This is a genomic window from Halorientalis salina (genome assembly GCF_005049285.1).
Lineage (GTDB): Archaea > Halobacteriota > Halobacteria > Halobacteriales > Haloarculaceae > Halorientalis > Halorientalis salina.
Genome location: NZ_SOSC01000008.1, coordinates 90,031 through 105,297 on the forward strand (window position 1 = coordinate 90,031; position 15,267 = coordinate 105,297).

The window sequence follows — 15,267 nt, forward strand, 5'->3', positions numbered from 1 at the left end:
ACGCCCGGTACCGTTCTATAAATACCGCCGAATACTTCTGGTAATTTAAATAGTGGTGGCGACGAACGATTCGCGTCGGCCCGCAAACCCGATGAACGCAACCGTAAATATGGAGAGTCCGCAAACGAGCGTGTGGACGAGACCATCGACTGGTTGCGCGACCGGCCGTACTACGAGGGGCAGGTCCGCCACCACGAGACGGTTCCGGGTCGCGAGGCGCGTTTCGCCGACCTCGATCTCGAATCCAGGCTCGACGGCGTGCTCCGCGACCGCGGGATCGACCGGCTCTACGGCCATCAGGCGGCAGCCATCGAGGCCGTCCGGGACGGGCAAAACGTCGTGCTCGCCACCGAGACGGCGAGCGGGAAGAGTCTCGCTTACACCGTCCCCGCCTTCGAGCGAGCGCTCGACCACACTGGCTGTACGCTGTACGTCGCCCCGCAGGTCGCGCTCATCAACGACCAGACTGACACTCTCCAGGACCTCGCTCACGGTCTCGGGTTCGGGAGCCGAGTCTCGGTCGCTCAGTACACCGGTCGCCAGTCGAAATCGGAGAAGCGGAAGATTCGGGACCAGCAACCGACCGTCCTCCTGACGACGCCGGACATGCTCCACTACGGCATCCTCCCGCACGCCCACCGGCTCTGGGACTGGTTTTTCGAGCGGCTGGAGACCGTCGTCGTCGACGAGGTCCACGAGTACCGCGGCGTCTTCGGCAGCCAGGTGTCGCTCGTCTGCCGGCGGCTCAACCGCGTCTGCGAACGGTTCGAGTCGAGCCCGGAGTACGTCTGCTGTTCCGCGACGATCGGCAACCCCGTCGAGCACGCGGCGACTGTCACCGGCCGCCCCGAGGACTCCTTCGCCGCGGTCACCGACGACGAGAGCGCGACGGGGCCGACCCACTGGCTGTTGTGGAACCCGCCGGAATACGCCGATGGCGGCGGCTGGGGCAGCGGCCGTCGCAAGTCCAGTCACACCGAGACGAAGCGGCTCTTCGTCGACCTCGTCTCGCGCGGCTTCCAGACCGTGGTCTTCACGAGTTCGCGCCAGACCGCGGAACGCTACGCGACCGACAGCGCCGACGAACTGCGCCGGCGCGGGGACCGCGAGGCCGCCGAGGGCGTCACCGCCTATCAGGCCGCCCTGACCAGCGAGCGCCGGGAAACCGTCGAGCAGGGCCTGTCCTCGGGCGAGATTCGCGGCGTCTGGAGCACGAACGCACTCGAACTCGGCGTCGACATCGGCGGGCTCGATGTCGTTGTGCTCGACGGCTACCCGGGTACGCGCATGGCGGCCCACCAGCAGGCCGGGCGCGCCGGCCGCGGCACCGACCCCAGCCTCGTGGTGATGGTCGGCGGCGAGGACCAGCTCGACCAGTACTTCATGACCAACCCCGACGAGTTCTTCCAGGGGGACCCGGAGCGCGCCATCTCGAACCCGGAAAACGAGACGCTGATGCCCGGGCACGTGTGCTCGGCCGCCCGCGAGACGTGGCTCAAACCCGACGACGACCGCCACTTCGGCGAGCGGTTCCCGGACCTCGTTGCGGACCTCACGGCGTCTGGCGACCTCGACCGCCGGGAGACCGACGCCGGTATCCGGTGGATCTACGACGGCGACGGGAGCCCTCAACACGAGATGAACCTCCGGAGTATCGACGACCGGCAGATACGGCTCCGGGACCGCGCCAGCGGTGAGACGATCGCGAAACTCCCCTTCGGCGACGCGCTCCGGGACGCCCATCCCGGCGCGATCTACCACCATCAGGGGCGCAGTTACGAGGTGACCGACCTCGATCTGGACCACGACATCGCCGAACTCTCCCGGACGCGTGCGGAATTCTACACGCAGGTCCTGCACGACAAGACGATCACCGTCGAGCGCGACCGCGAGGAGCGGCCGATGCCGGGCTGTGCGGACAGCACGCTCAGGTTCGCGGACGTGACCATGCGCAAACAGATCACGGGCTACGAGCGACGGGATTCCTCGTCGGGCGAACCCACTGGCCAGTTCGCGCTGGATCTGCCCGAGACCACGCTGGAGACCACCGCCCTGTACTTCACCGTCCCCGAGGCCGTCGAGGCGGAGATGCGAGCGCGCGACGGGGAGTTCGACGGCGGCATCCACGCGGCCGAACACGCCATGATCGCGATGATGCCCGTCGAGTTGCTCTGTGACCGCCGGGACATCGGCGGGCTCTCGACGCCGTTGCATCCCCACACCGACCAGTCGACGATCTTCATCTACGACGGCTACCCCGGCGGGGTCGGGCTGACCGAACGCGCATACACGGACATCGCGTCCCTCGTGGACACGACCAGGAAGATGGTCGATTCCTGTCCCTGTGCGGACGGCTGTCCGGCCTGCGTCCAGTCGCCCCATTGTGGCAACGCGAACGACCCGCTGGACAAGGACCTGGCACTGTATCTGCTCGACGCGTTGGCCGTCGACGAGTGACCGCGGGGAGGTCCCGCGGCACCCGGAATTAAATCGGTCGCCTGTGAAGAGCCCCCATGGCGACGGTGGGTATCGTCGGTGGCGGCATCGCAGGGACAGCAGCAGCCTACGGCCTCCGGGACTCGTCGGTCGACGCCGTCCTGTTCGAGGCCGGCGAGGCGCTGGGCGGTCGGATGGTCACGCGCGAACGCGACGGCTGTGTCTACGACTACGGCGCGAACTTCATCAAGGGAGCCGACGACCGCTTCCGGACGGTGTTGGCGGAGGCGGTCGGTGAGGACCTCGATACCGTCGAGGGCACTATCAGGGTCTTCGATTCCGAGGGAACCATCAGCGCCGGCCGGAACGACCAGGCACCGAAGTACACTACGCGAGACGGCGTGCGGGGCATCGCGGCGGCGTTCGCCCGGGAGAGCGGAGCGACCATCGCGACCGACACCAGGGTCGGCCATCTCGACCGCCACGTCGGCGGGTGGACGCTGAGCACGGCCGGCGGTCGGGAGGAGACGGTCGACGGGCTGATCCTCGCACTGCCGGCCAGCGAGACGACGAGCCTGCTGGCCGACGCCGACTGGGGTCAGCAGTTGCGCGACGACCTGATGGTCGCCGCCGAGCGCGTCCCCTACCGGCCCGTCGACAGCGTCGTCTGTCACTACCCGTTCGAACTCGACCGCCCGTTCTACGCGCTCGTCTCCGAGGACGACGGCCACCAGGTGGGCTGGCTCTCCCGCGAGGAGTGCAAGCCCGGACACGTCCCCGACGGCGAGAGCCTCCTCGTCGTCCAGTTGAACCCCGACTGGACTCGACAGCACCCGAACGCCGAGACGGAAACGGTCGAGACGGTGGCTCGTGAGGGCGCCAGCGACCTGCTGGACGACGAGCGCCTGCTCGACCCGGACTGGACCGACCACGCGCGGTGGGCGTCGGCGGTCCCGAACCACGGCATCGACCCGGGACTCGTCGAGCGACCGCTCTCCTACGACCTGGCGCTGGCGGGCGACTGGGTGGCTGGAACGGGTCGGACCTACGCGGCGCTCCAGACCGGGTTGGAAGCCGCGGACAAAATCGAGAATCGCGTGCTGGCGTGACTCAGTCCGCGGGTTCGGGGCCGGTGTCGACGACGGGATTGGGCTCGCGCACCTCGGCATCAGTGAGATAACACTGCGGGTCGGGGGCGAACGGGTCGCCGTGGACCGACAGCGCGCGGAGTCGGGAGCCGCCGCGACAGATGTCCTGGTACTTGCAGTCTGCACATTTGCCGGTGAGGTGGGCCTCCCGGTTCCGGAGCGCCCCCAGCAGCGGGTTCGAGTCGTCCTCCCACATGGCCGAGAACGGCCGGTCCCGGACGTTCCCCAGCGAGTACCCCTGCCAGAACTGCGTGAGGTGGACGTTGCCCTGGTAGTCGACGTCGGCGACGCGCTCGCCGGTCGGGTCGCCGCCGTTGGCCTGGAGGTACCGGTACACCCGCTCGGCGGTCTCCTCGCCGAGGTGTTCGCGGGCGTACTCGACCATGTAGGCCGCGTCGGCGTAGTTGCCGACCAGCAGCGTCTCGATCTCCTCGCCCCGGTCGTGGTACTCCCGTGTCATGTCACAGACCGTTTCGATGGCCTCGCGGCGTTCCCCGGGCGTGAGGTCCACGTCCTGGATCTCGTTGCCGCGGCCGCCGTAATCGAGGTGGTAGAAACAGAAGCGGTCGAGTCCCTCCTCGTGGAGCATCGAGACGATCGACTCCAGGTCGTCGGCATTGTGTTTCGTGATGGTGTACCGGAGGCCGGTCTTCAGCCCGGCGTCGAGACAGGCGTTGATGCCGCGGAGCGCGGCGTCGAACGCACCCTCCTGGCCGCGGAACTCGTCGTTGGCTTCCGGGAGCCCGTCGACGGAGATGCCGGCGTACTTGAGCCCGGCTTCCTTGAGTTCGTGGGCGATGTCCTCGGTGATGAGCGTCCCGTTCGTCGAGAGCACCGGACGAATGCCCTGTTCGGTCGCGTAGGCGATCAGTTCCGTCAGGTCGTCCCTGACGAGTGGCTCGCCGCCCGAGAACAGGACGACGGGCACGCCGTAGTCTGCCAGATCGTCGAGCATTCGTTTCCCCTCGGCCGTCGAGAGTTCGCCGGGGGCACACTCGGTGTCGGCGGCGGCGTAGCAGTGGTCACAATAGAGGTTACACTGCTTGGTGAGGTTCCAGACGACCACGGGGCGGCGCTGCTTTTCCTCGGTGATCTGGGGTTTGCCCGACTCGTCGGCGGCGTCGTACCGGAGCCCGTCGCCCTCGGCGTCGAGATCACAGAGGAGTTTGCTGACCGAGATCATCGTGAGTCCTCGCTGGGCGAGAAGCGTTCCACCTCGTCGGCGGGACAGAGCCAGACGTCGTCGACGCTCCACCCGAGAAGGTTCCTGGCCTGTTCGCGAGCGACGTCGGCCGTCGGTGCGGACACGCTGCCGGCGTGTCGCGGCGGCCCTTCGTCGTCGCTTACGAACAGTTCCCATTCGCGGCCGGTCGTCGCTCGGACCGTTTTCGGTCCGGTCGAACTGGCACGCTCAGCCATACGCATATGTTCGGCAATTCCCTATATATCCCTCTCTAGGATTCCCAATACCTGGGAATAGAATCAGAGTATTTACCCCTCGTCATCCCTGAGCCCAACTGTGGTGAACAAGTGATGGATCGACGAGACTTCGTTCGAGGCGTTGGTGTATTGACAATTTCTGGTGGACTGGCGGGTTGTTCCGGTAACGGTGGCGACGACGGAAGCGGTAATGGCACCGACGGCGACAGTGGCGGCGACGGGAACACCGTCGCGGTCGGACCGGACGGGCAACTCGTGTTCGAGCCCGAGGAAATCACCGTCGAGACCGGTGAGACCGTCACCTGGGAGTTCGAGAGCGCATCGCACAACGTCTCGGCGTGGCCCAGCCACAGCGAAGAGGTCTCCATTCCGGACGGCGCCGAAGGGTTCGGGACGATGGAAGAGGACGGGGACCCGATGGCGACGGTCGGCCAGGGCGAGACCTTCGAGCACACGTTCGAGACGGCAGGGGAGTACACGTACGTTTGCGTCCCGCACGTCGCCTCGGGCATGGTCGGGACCGTCATCGTCGAGTAGCGACGACCGCAGTCATATTCGTTTTTTCGCCGGTTTCAGACGCCGTAGCTGCGGGACTTCGAGCCGGTTCGATCCCGGCCGGGTCGACGGCGTGCCGTCAGCTGAGGACCAGCACGAACCCGGTCAGGAACATCAGTACGGCGAGGCCGGCCAGGACGAGCAAGAGGAGTTCCTTCTCGGTCATCGCTCGCGAGTAGGAAGTGAAACGGTTAATCACCTTCGTCTCGAAGCCAGCGTAATGTCAGCGGCCGATACCACCGAAGGGAGTCGCGTGGTCCTGTTCGTCTTCACCGTCGTCGTCGCAGTCGCGGGCGTGATGGGGACGATCCTCGGGGCCATCCGGCCGGAGGACCTAGATCCAGTCCTGTTCGGCGTGATCCAACTGCCGCCAACGCCGCTGGGGGTCGCCCTGTTCGGGATGATCACCGTCGGCGTCGGACTCGGGGCGTTCGTGGCCGCCGTCGTGTACATCTCCCGCCGCTACGACGACGCCTCGCCGAAGTAACTACCCCTGCCCGACCATCCGGTCTTCGTCCTCCCACTCTTCTTCCCGGAGTTCGTACTTCTGAATCTTCCCGGTCGAGGTCGTGGGCAGTTCCTCGACGAACTCGAACCGGCGGACGACCTTGTAGCCCGCCAGCCGATCCTGACAGAACTCCTTTAGCTCCTCCTTCGTAACGCCGGGGTTCTCCGGGTCGCCGTTGTCGGGAACGACGAACGCCTTGGGCGTCTCGCCCCACTCCTCGCTGGGCGCGGGGATGACGGCGGCCGAACCGACGGCGTCGTGCTCGAAGAGGGTGTCCTCCAGTTCGATCGAGGAGATGTTCTCCCCGCCGGAGATGATGATGTCCTTCTTGCGGTCCTGGATGGCGATCATCCCGTTCTCGTCGACCGTCGCGAGGTCGCCCATGTGGTAGTACCCCTCGACGCGGTCGGAGAAGGCCTCCTCGGTCTGTTCGGGCTTGTTCCAGTACTTGTCCATCACCTGGTTGCCCCGGACGACGATCTCGCCGATCGTCGCGTCGTCGCGGGGGACGTCGTTCCCGTCGTCGTCGACGACGCGGACGTCGGTGCCGAGATAGCCCAGTCCCTGACGCTTCTTGATCTTGAATCGGGCGCTGTTGTCGTCGCTGAACAGCCGTTTGGCGTCGGACGTCGTGATGAGCGGGCCAGTCTCGGTCGCGCCGTAGACGTGTTTCAGGTACCAGCCGAACTCGTCTTCGACTTTGCGAATCGTCGCCTCCGGCGGGGCGCTCCCGGCAGTGGCGATGCGCACGTCGTTCTCGCCGCTGACCGGGACGTCGCCGTCTTGGTCGTCGTAGTAGTCGCTGAGCATGTTCAGGACCGTCGGCGCACCGCACATGTAGGAGACGTCCTCCTCGGCGACGGTGTCGAAGATCCACTCGGCGTCGACGCCACGCGTACAGACGTGTTTGGCACCCATACCCGTGATGGCGTAGATGTGGCCCCAGCCGTTGACGTGGAACATCGGCAGCGTCCACAGGTAGACGTCGTCGTCGGTGATCTCCTGGTGGACGGTGATGAGGTAGGCGTGGATGGTCTCCGTGCGGTGGGTGCGACAGACGCCCTTGGGATCGCCGGTCGTCCCCGACGTGTAGTTGATGGTGACGAGGTCGTCCTCGTCCATCTCGGGGCGGTCGTAGTCGGTGCCGGCCGCCTCGATGACCTCGTCGAAGGATTCCCAGTCGCCCTCGACGGCGTCGGTATCGTTCGTGATGAACGTCTCAGTTGGGACTTCGTCTCGGACGGCCTCGATGCGGTCGGCGTACTCGTGGTCGGCGAAGATGGCGTCGACCTCGGCGTCGTCGAGGATGTACGCGAAGTCGTCGGGCGTCAGCCGATAGTTCAGCGGCGTGTGAACGGCACCCGCCTGCATGCTCCCGTAGGCCGCTTCCAGGTGATAGTGCGTGTTCGGGTCCAGTACCGCCACGCGGTCGCCGGCCTCGATGCCGCGTTGCTGGAGTGCCGCCGAGAACCGGTCGGCGCGCTCCCCGAGTTCGTCGTACGAAAACCGTTCTCCCGTGGTCGCCACGACGGCCTCCTCGTCCCCGTAGTAGTTCCGGGCGCGGTCCAGGAAGTCCGTCACTAACAGTGGTTTCTCCATCGCAACTCGAACAAACGGTAATGAATTAAAAAGTGGTTTCCGTTTCTTCCCAGGAGGTGGGACCGGAACTCACAATATAAAAGAAGCGGCCGTCAATTCTGCCGTTGTCTCCCTTTCTACCAGCCTGTTTATATAATCATACAGCTGTATGATTGTTAACACAATGGCCGATTTTCACTCGACGGGTGGAAAACGCCTAAGACGAAGATGGTCCAAGTATCGATGATGTATACGATTCTGTTACCTATCGGCGACGAAGAATCACTGGCCGATGCACAGGCGGAGTTCGTCACGGCGTACCCGACGGGGGACAAGTCCGAGGTGGAAGTGGTTGCCACGCACGTGCTTCGGGGTGTGGAACTCGATGCCCCCGAAGCGATGCGGAAACCCGGCCGGGTCGGCACTGTTCGTCGTGCCGTCGAGAAACTGGAGGACAGCGGCTTTTCGGTCTCGGTTAAGGAAGCGGGATCGCCGCCCGCCGAGGGAATCATCGAACTGGCCAAAGAGATAGACGCCGACCACATCGTCATGGGCGGGCACAAACGCAGCCCGGCCGGGAAAGCGATCTTCGGAAGCGTCACCCAGTCGGTCATCCTGGACACGGACGTTCCGGTCACCGTCACCGGTGGCAGCGAAGACTGAACGCCGCGGCACGCGGTCTCGGCTGCAAAACGAAGATCGGCCCGAGTTGCTCAGGCCAGTCCGGCCGTCTCCTGGTAACTCCCGTAGTGGTCTTCGAAGACACCCATGATCTCGCCCATCGTCGCGTAGGTCTTGACGGCCTCGACGATCGAGGGCATCACGTTCTCGTCGCGCTCGATGGCGTCCCGGACCGATTCCAGCGCGTCCGCGACCGCCTCGTCGTCGCGGTCGGCCTTGACCTCGGCCAGGCGCTCGCGCTGGCGCTCTTGCACGTCCTCGTCGACTTTGAGCACGTCCGGTTGCGTGTCCTCCGCGATGCTGTAGGCGTTGACGCCGACCACGACCTCCTCGCCCTCGTCGACGCGTTCCTGGTACTCGTAGGCCGAGTCCTGGATCTCGCGGTGGAAATACCCCTGCTGGATTCCGGACAGTACACCGTCCCGAACGGAGCCCTCGCCCATCTCCTTGATCTCCTCGATGTACGCCATCGTCTGTTCCTCGACCTCGTCTGTGAGGGATTCGATGGCGAACGAGCCGCCCATCGGGTCGACGATGTCGGCCGCGCCGGACTCCTCGGCGATGATCTGCTGGGTCCGCAGCGCGACCCGGACGGCCTCCTCGCTGGGCAGGGCCAGGGCCTCGTCGAAGCTGTTGGTGTGGAGGCTCTGCGTGCCGCCCATCACGCCGGCGAGCGCCTGGATGGTGACGCGGACGATGTTGTTCAGGGGTTGCTGGGCGGTCAGGGACTGGCCGGCGGTCTGGGTGTGGAACTTCAGCTGCTTGGACGCGGGGTCCTCGGCGTCGTACCACTCGTCCATGAGCCGCGCGTAGATGCGCCGCCCCGCCCGGAACTTCGCGATTTCCTCGAAGATGGAGTTGTGCGAATTGAAGAAAAAGGACAGCTGGGGACCGAACTCGTCGATATCGAGCCCGCGGTCGAGACAGTCCTCGACGTACGCGAACCCGTCCGCGAGCGTGAAGGCGAGTTCTTGGACCGCCGTCGAGCCGGCCTCCCGGATGTGGTACCCCGAAATCGAGACGGGCTTGAACTTCGGCGTCTCCGCGACGGCGAATTCGATGACGTCGGTGACGACGCCGAGCGAGGGCTCCGGCGGGACGACCCACTCTTTCTGAGCGATGAACTCCTTGAGCATGTCGTTCTGGAGGGTCCCCCGGATCTCCTCGCGCGGAACGCCCTGCTGGTCGGCCAGCGCGATGTACATCGCGTAGATGACCGGCGCGCTCGGGTTGATCGTAAAGGAAGTCGAGACCTCCCCCAGATCGATGCCCTCGAAGAGGATCTCCATGTCCCGCAGCGTGTCGACCGCGACGCCTTCCTTGCCGACCTCCCCGTCGCTCATCCTGTCGTCGCTGTCCAGTCCCATCAGGCTCGGCATGTCGAAGGCGGTCGAGAGCCCGGTCTGGCCCTCGTCGATGAGGTAGTGGAACCGCTCGTTGGTCTCGCTGGCGGTCCCGAAGCCGGCGAACTGCCGCATCGTCCAGCTCCGGCCGCGGTACATCGTCGGATAGACGCCGCGCGTGAACGGTTCCTCGCCGGGGAACCCCAGGTCGTCCTCGTAGTCCAGGTCGGCCACGTCCTCGGGCGTGTACAGCCGCTCGGTCTCCATGTTCGAGACGGTCCCGAAGCTGTCTCGGCGCTCGCCGTGGGCGTCGAGTACCGGGTCGAGCGTGTCCGCTTCCCAGTCCTCGCGGGCCTCGCGGATGGCCGCGAGGTCGTCCTCGTCGTACATGCCAACTGTTTACACGGGGCGCGCGCTTAATCCTTCGGCCGCGAAAAGGAGGGCGGCGGTTCGAGCGGAACGCGGTCGGGCTACGACGACCCCGAGACGCGCTCGGCGCGGGGTCGCGGTCGGTGACCGGATCGCTCGTGGAACTCACCCGTCGCGTTCTCGATGTCCTCGACCTCGACCGTCACGGTCGTTCCTTCGGGCACCGTGTAGGGGACGCCGTTCTCGTCGACGACCCAGTCCAGCCGGAACGAGACCGTGTTGGTCGCGTCCGACTCGGGGTCGAGCGTCGAGTTGTCGGCGCTGACCGAGAGCGACCCGACGACGACGGTACCGTTGGCCGTGTTCCCGCCGAACGCCTGTGCGTCCGCGTCGGACTCGTGGTCCGACCAACCGGAACTGGCCTGTGCGGACGTGCCGTTGATGTTCAGATCCACTGAGAGCTGTACTGCCGGCGGCCCGGACCGGTTGGCGCTCATCGACATCGCGGCGATCCCATCTGTCGCGTTCTCGACGGTCACGTTCGTCGCGGCGTCCCCACCGACCGGGACTGCGAGCGTCTCGTTGCGCAGCGACACCGAGAGGGGACGGGACGTCTCGGAACCGACGACGAGCCGGTGCTCCATCGACGCACCGGCGTGACCGGTGTCGGTCCCGCGGATCGAGACGTCGTAGAGGCCCGCTTCGACCGACGCAACGTCGATCGTGACGTTCTCCTGCCCGTCGGCCGGCAACCGAGCGACGGGGGTTCCACGGACCCGCTCGATGCTGACGGACTCGTTGGGGAACATCCCCCGTAGCGTCTCGGCATCGACCTGGCCGCCGCGGAACCGATCGGCACTGACGTACAGCGCGTAGTCCGAGCGCTCGGAGTCGACGGTGATAGCGGCCGTCGACTCGCCGTCGGCCCGGTCGACGTACGTCCCGTCCGAGTCTCGGGTGTAGAGGTCCTGACTCGCGACCTCGAACGTGGCACTGTCCCGGTCGGTTTCCGCCAGCGCCCAGCCGCTCGTCACGTCGAGCGGCTCGCCGTCGGTCGTCCGGAGGTAGTAGGTACCCCTCGACAGCGTCGTCGAGTCGACGACGGCCCGACCGTCCGCGTCGAGTTCGAGTCGTCGGACCACCCGGGACTCGAAGTCGTCGTATTCGCCGGGCACTGCGACGAGTTCGAGCGTCTCACCCGCTGCCTTCGGGCGAACGACGCTGAGTTGCTGCCCGCGGTAGTGCGTTCGCGACGAGGTGATCGGTTCGACCGCTCCGCGGTCGTGGCTGGGAGACGCATCGGGAAGCGCAACCGTCCGGACGACGCTCGTCACGTTCCGACCCGGGTATCCAGTCATCCCGGCGACCGTGACGGTTCGGTTCGGTCCCGGCACCGCGACGGTCTGTATCAGCCCGGGGATGGACTCGGTGTAGCGCTCGCTACCGTTCGCACCGACGCCGACGAGATAGCCCGACGAGTCCGTGGTCGTACCCGTCTGGCTGCTCCCGACGAGCGTGATGCCGTCACCGTCGGGGAACGCGCTCTGTACCCGCACGGAGTTGCTTCCAGGGTACACTCGACTCCACCGCGGGACGCCGTCCGTGCCGACGCTTGCCACCCACGGCTGGCCGCTCCCGAAGTCGGCCGCGTAGGTCCCGGCGAGGACGATCCCGTCTTCGGTCGGCCGCGATCCGACCAGGTTCTGCACGTCGATCCGGTCGTAGGTCCGGTTGTCGACGATCCGGCCCTCGTCGTCGGTCCGGAGGATCCAGGGGTGGTCGAACCCGACGATCCCCGTGAGGAGGTAGCCGTCGTCAGTGGTCTCCAGCCGTCCCGGCGACGCGTCGACGCCGTACGTGCGGTTCCAGCGCAGGTCGCCGTCCGCCCCGAACTGGAGCAGGGAGGCGTTCCGGCCGGTCGCGTCGGTCACCGCGAGCGCCGGCCCCGTCTCGCTAACGGCCAGCGTGTCGCGACCGCCGACGAGCCCGCTGGCGTTTACCGACCGCCGCCAGGAGATCTCGCCCGCGTCCGTGGTACGGACGAGCCACATGCTGTAGCTCCCAGATCCGGGTTGGCTGAAATTCGACGCGTACTGGAGGGCGTAGATACCGTCGTCGGGCCCGCGTTCGACCGCCACGATGCCGGTTCGGTTCGACGTGTTGTAGTGTCGGGTCCACGCCGTCGACCCGTCCGCGGCGAGTTTCGTCAGCGTCGCGTTCCCGCGCTCGAACCCGGACGTGCCGCCGAGCAACAGGCCACAGTCGTCCGTCCCGGTGGCCGTGACGACCACTGTCCCGTCGAGCGTGCGATTGATACCATCGTCAGTGGACTGCCCCGACGATGTGAACGTTGCGTCCGTCGCACTGGCTGTCACGGGCGTCGCCAGCATGACGACACCGAGGAGGGCGACAGCAAGTGCTATACCGACTGTGCGCTGTCTGCGGGGACACATCGTTCCGGCAGTTTCGTTTCAATCAAAAATAATCTTTCGAGAACACATCGGGCAACCTGATACCGTGTGACACAGTACAACCACCATCGGGGCCTCGGATGCGTCCTGGAAGTGGTTCCTCAAACTCCTACCGGTTCGACAGGCTCCGGTCGATGGGTCCGGCGGGCACCTCGATCACTTTCGCACTCAATTTCGCCCCTACCTCTTAGTAGACGCAATCCCCAGAGACGCCCTACAGGATGGACCTCTCCCAGTCGATTCTCGTTGTGGCCTACGTGGCCTCCGGACTGCTCCCGTTGGTCCTCCTCTATCCCGTCTCCCGGAACAGGGGGAATCCGGGGGCCGTCGGCATGGTGGTCACTATCGTCGGGGTCAGCATCTGGGGATTCGCCAGCGCCGTTCACACGGCAGTAGCCTCGGAGGGTCTCGCGTTCGTCGCCTGGAACGTCCTTCTCCTGGGAGCGAGCCTCTCGATAATCGGGTGGTTCCTCGTTCTGTCGGCCTTTACTGGTCTGGTCACGCCGAGTCGACGGGTGATCGGCGTCCTGGCGCTCGAACCGCTGTTCGTCCAGGTGTTCGCCTGGACCAACTCGGCCCACTATCTCGTCTACGGGCCGGAAACGTCATTTACCGCCGTCTCGAGTATCGTCGCGAACTATCAGCTCGTCTTCTGGATACACGCCGCGGTCGGATACGGACTCAACACGATCGCCGCGCTGCTGGTGCTCAGTGAAGTTCTCAGCACGCGCGGGGTCCGCCGAACGCAGAGTCTCGCCCTGTTCGGGAGCCTCATCCCGCCGACCATCACCAACGCCGTCCACCTCGTCGTCGGGACGCCGTTCGACCTGACGCCCTTCGGCTTCGTCGTGATGGCGTTTATCCTCGGATGGGCGCTCTTTCGCGTCCAGTTGATGGACGTCGTTCCGATCGGCCGGGAACGTGCGGTCGAGAACATGACCGACGCGGCCATCACGGTCGATTCGAAGGGCCGGGTCGTCGACTGCAATCCCGCGGCCCGCGAACTCTTCGGTGTCGGTCGGGACTACGTGGGCATGCCGGGCGAGCAGTTCTTCGCCGCCTTTCCGGAGGCGTTCCAGCGGTTCCGCGATACGACCGAGATCGATACCGAGATCAGCGTCACCCAGAACGGCATCGAGCGCCACTTCGACCTCGAAATCTCACCGATCCACGAACTCGCCGGAAAGCGTGAAGGCCGACTCATCGTCCTCAGAGAGATCACGCTCCTGAAACAACGGGAAGCGGAACTCCGGGAGCGCCAGCAGGACCTCGACCTGTTGCGGCAGGTCCTCTCCCGCGTGCTCCGCCACAACATCCGGAACGATCTCACCGTCGTCAAGGGGTACAACGAACTGTTCGCGGCCGAACTCGACGCCGAACACAGCGCGATGGCCGAAACCGTCCTCTCGAAAGCCGACGACCTCGCCACTATCAGCGAGAAGGCCCGGACCGTCGAGAAACTGATCCAACGGGACCAACAGCCCGTAGCACTGGACCTCACTGCAGTCGTGAGGGACGCCTGTTCGGCGTCGCAGTCTCGGTTTCCGGATGTCGACGTTACGGTCCAGACTCCCGAGGACTGCATCGTCGAGGCGATCCCGTCGATCGAACTCGCCGTCGGAAACCTCGTCGAGAACGCCGCCGAACACAACGACTCGTCGGACCCGACGGTGGCGGTCACGCTCACGGACCGGGACGGCGAGGCGCACCTGAGCGTCAGCGACAACGGGCCGGGAGTGCCGAAACAGGAGCTGCGGCTGCTTGAAAAGGGAGAAGAGACGCCGCTCGAACACGGGAGCGGGCTCGGACTGTGGATCGTCGGGTGGGTGATCCGGAAGTCAGAGGCGTCGATCGGCTACGACGTCGGCGAGGTCGGCACGACCGTGGACGTCCGCATCCCGAAGTGACTGGCCGCCCCGAGCGCGATCACCGGTCGTCCTGGAGACGCTGTGTCGTCTCGACGAGCGGATGGTGGGCGTAGTCGACCTCCTCGATGTCGTCGATTCCGGAGAGGTTCTCCTTCTCGGCGGTTTTGGCCATCCCGAGGTCGACCCGCTCGTCGATGACGATGACGTACGCGTCCATCGCCTCGATGCCGAGTTTGGCGGCGGCTTTCACGCGGTGGTGGCCGTCAGCCAGCAGGAACTGGCCGTCGTTGTCGATGACGACCAGCGGTTCGGCCAGGCCGCGTTCCAGTTCGTACTGCCGTCCCTCCAGTTCGTCTGCGTACACACGGCTCTGCGTGGGAATCAACTCGTCCAGCGGGATCTCTCGTCGGTCCTCGTCGGCCTCGATCCCGTGGATCGTTTCGAGCGTCCGGATGAGTTTGTCCACCTTGCCGGGCGTGGCGCGCTCGATCTGGCTGCGGATCACGTCGGCGTTGCTGATGATGCCGACGAGATTGCCCGCGTCGTCGACGACCGGGAGTCGCTGGATGCCCGCCCGGAGGATGACCCGGGACGCGTCGGTCAGCTTCATGTCCGGATGGGCCACCAGCAGGTCCTGGGTCATGACCTTGAAAATCGGCTCGTGGTCGTCGGCCAGCAGGAGGTCGCGCGCGCTGACGAACCCCTCGACGTGCCGGCCGTCACAGACGGGGAACCCGCTGTGAGTGTCGTCCGAGTCGGCGATGCGACGGGCCACGTCCGCGACCGAATCGTCGGGTGACACCGTCGCGACGTCGCGAGTCATGTAGTCTTTGACGCGCGGTTTCCCGTCCTCGTCCATCAAACCCTCAA

12 protein-coding genes are annotated in these 15,267 nt (G+C 65.8%); 6 read left to right on the plus strand and 6 right to left on the minus strand.

Annotation, left to right across the window (positions count from 1 at the left end):
- Positions 1-132 precede the first annotated feature (132 nt).
- Both E2481_RS14115 and E2481_RS14120 read left to right on the plus strand, forming a co-directional pair.
- Positions 133-2,457 carry a DEAD/DEAH box helicase gene (locus tag E2481_RS14115; RefSeq protein ID WP_136717797.1) on the plus strand — a complete coding sequence of 775 codons (2,325 nt, stop codon included), beginning with the start codon at positions 133-135 and terminating at the stop codon, positions 2,455-2,457.
- A gap of 56 nt (positions 2,458-2,513) precedes the next feature.
- On the plus strand, positions 2,514-3,545 hold the full coding sequence (locus tag E2481_RS14120; protein ID WP_136717798.1) for an NAD(P)/FAD-dependent oxidoreductase: 1,032 nt from the start codon (positions 2,514-2,516) through the stop codon (positions 3,543-3,545).
- 1 nt (position 3,546) lies between these two features.
- Here E2481_RS14120 and E2481_RS14125 read toward each other — a convergent pair whose 3' ends face one another.
- The gene (locus E2481_RS14125) at positions 3,547-4,767 is read right to left on the minus strand and encodes a TIGR04347 family pseudo-SAM/SPASM protein (protein ID WP_136717799.1); all 1,221 of its coding nucleotides are present in this window, start codon (positions 4,765-4,767) and stop codon (positions 3,547-3,549) included.
- Positions 4,764-5,003 carry an Htur_1727 family rSAM-partnered candidate RiPP gene (locus E2481_RS14130; protein WP_136717800.1) on the minus strand — a complete coding sequence of 80 codons (240 nt, stop codon included), beginning with the start codon at positions 5,001-5,003 and terminating at the stop codon, positions 4,764-4,766. Before E2481_RS14130 ends, E2481_RS14125 begins: the two co-directional genes overlap by 4 nt.
- A gap of 150 nt (positions 5,004-5,153) precedes the next feature.
- Between E2481_RS14130 and E2481_RS14135 the strand changes: the two genes are divergently transcribed.
- Positions 5,154-5,561, plus strand: coding sequence for a plastocyanin/azurin family copper-binding protein (locus tag E2481_RS14135; protein WP_306293929.1), 408 nt, complete (start codon positions 5,154-5,156; stop codon positions 5,559-5,561).
- A 238-nt stretch (positions 5,562-5,799) separates the two neighbouring features.
- Positions 5,800-6,066 (plus strand): DUF7520 family protein, encoded by a 267-nt coding sequence (locus E2481_RS14140; RefSeq protein WP_136717802.1) that lies wholly within the window; start codon positions 5,800-5,802, stop codon positions 6,064-6,066.
- On the opposite strand, the gene E2481_RS14145 is transcribed toward E2481_RS14140, so the two are convergent.
- On the minus strand, positions 6,067-7,686 hold the full coding sequence (locus E2481_RS14145; RefSeq protein WP_136717803.1) for a long-chain-fatty-acid--CoA ligase: 1,620 nt from the start codon (positions 7,684-7,686) through the stop codon (positions 6,067-6,069).
- Positions 7,687-7,911: 225 nt separating this feature from the next.
- Between E2481_RS14145 and E2481_RS14150 the strand changes: the two genes are divergently transcribed.
- A complete protein-coding gene (locus E2481_RS14150; protein ID WP_136717804.1) occupies positions 7,912-8,328 on the plus strand; it encodes a universal stress protein in 417 nt (138 codons plus the stop codon).
- 50 nt (positions 8,329-8,378) lie between these two features.
- Here the strand turns inward: E2481_RS14150 and E2481_RS14155 are convergent, their stop codons facing one another.
- Both E2481_RS14155 and E2481_RS14160 read right to left on the minus strand, forming a co-directional pair.
- Positions 8,379-10,079 (minus strand): methylmalonyl-CoA mutase family protein, encoded by a 1,701-nt coding sequence (locus E2481_RS14155; RefSeq protein WP_136717805.1) that lies wholly within the window; start codon positions 10,077-10,079, stop codon positions 8,379-8,381.
- An 80-nt stretch (positions 10,080-10,159) separates the two neighbouring features.
- Positions 10,160-12,511 (minus strand): hypothetical protein, encoded by a 2,352-nt coding sequence (locus E2481_RS14160; RefSeq protein WP_136717806.1) that lies wholly within the window; start codon positions 12,509-12,511, stop codon positions 10,160-10,162.
- 239 nt (positions 12,512-12,750) lie between these two features.
- On the opposite strand from E2481_RS14160, the gene E2481_RS14165 reads away from it, so the two are divergent.
- A complete protein-coding gene (locus tag E2481_RS14165) occupies positions 12,751-14,436 on the plus strand; it encodes a histidine kinase N-terminal 7TM domain-containing protein (protein WP_136717807.1) in 1,686 nt (561 codons plus the stop codon).
- 19 nt (positions 14,437-14,455) lie between these two features.
- Here E2481_RS14165 and E2481_RS14170 read toward each other — a convergent pair whose 3' ends face one another.
- Positions 14,456-15,256, minus strand: a complete 801-nt coding sequence (locus E2481_RS14170; protein WP_136717808.1) for a CBS domain-containing ParB/RepB/Spo0J family partition protein — start codon at positions 15,254-15,256, stop codon at positions 14,456-14,458.
- Positions 15,257-15,267 lie beyond the last annotated feature (11 nt).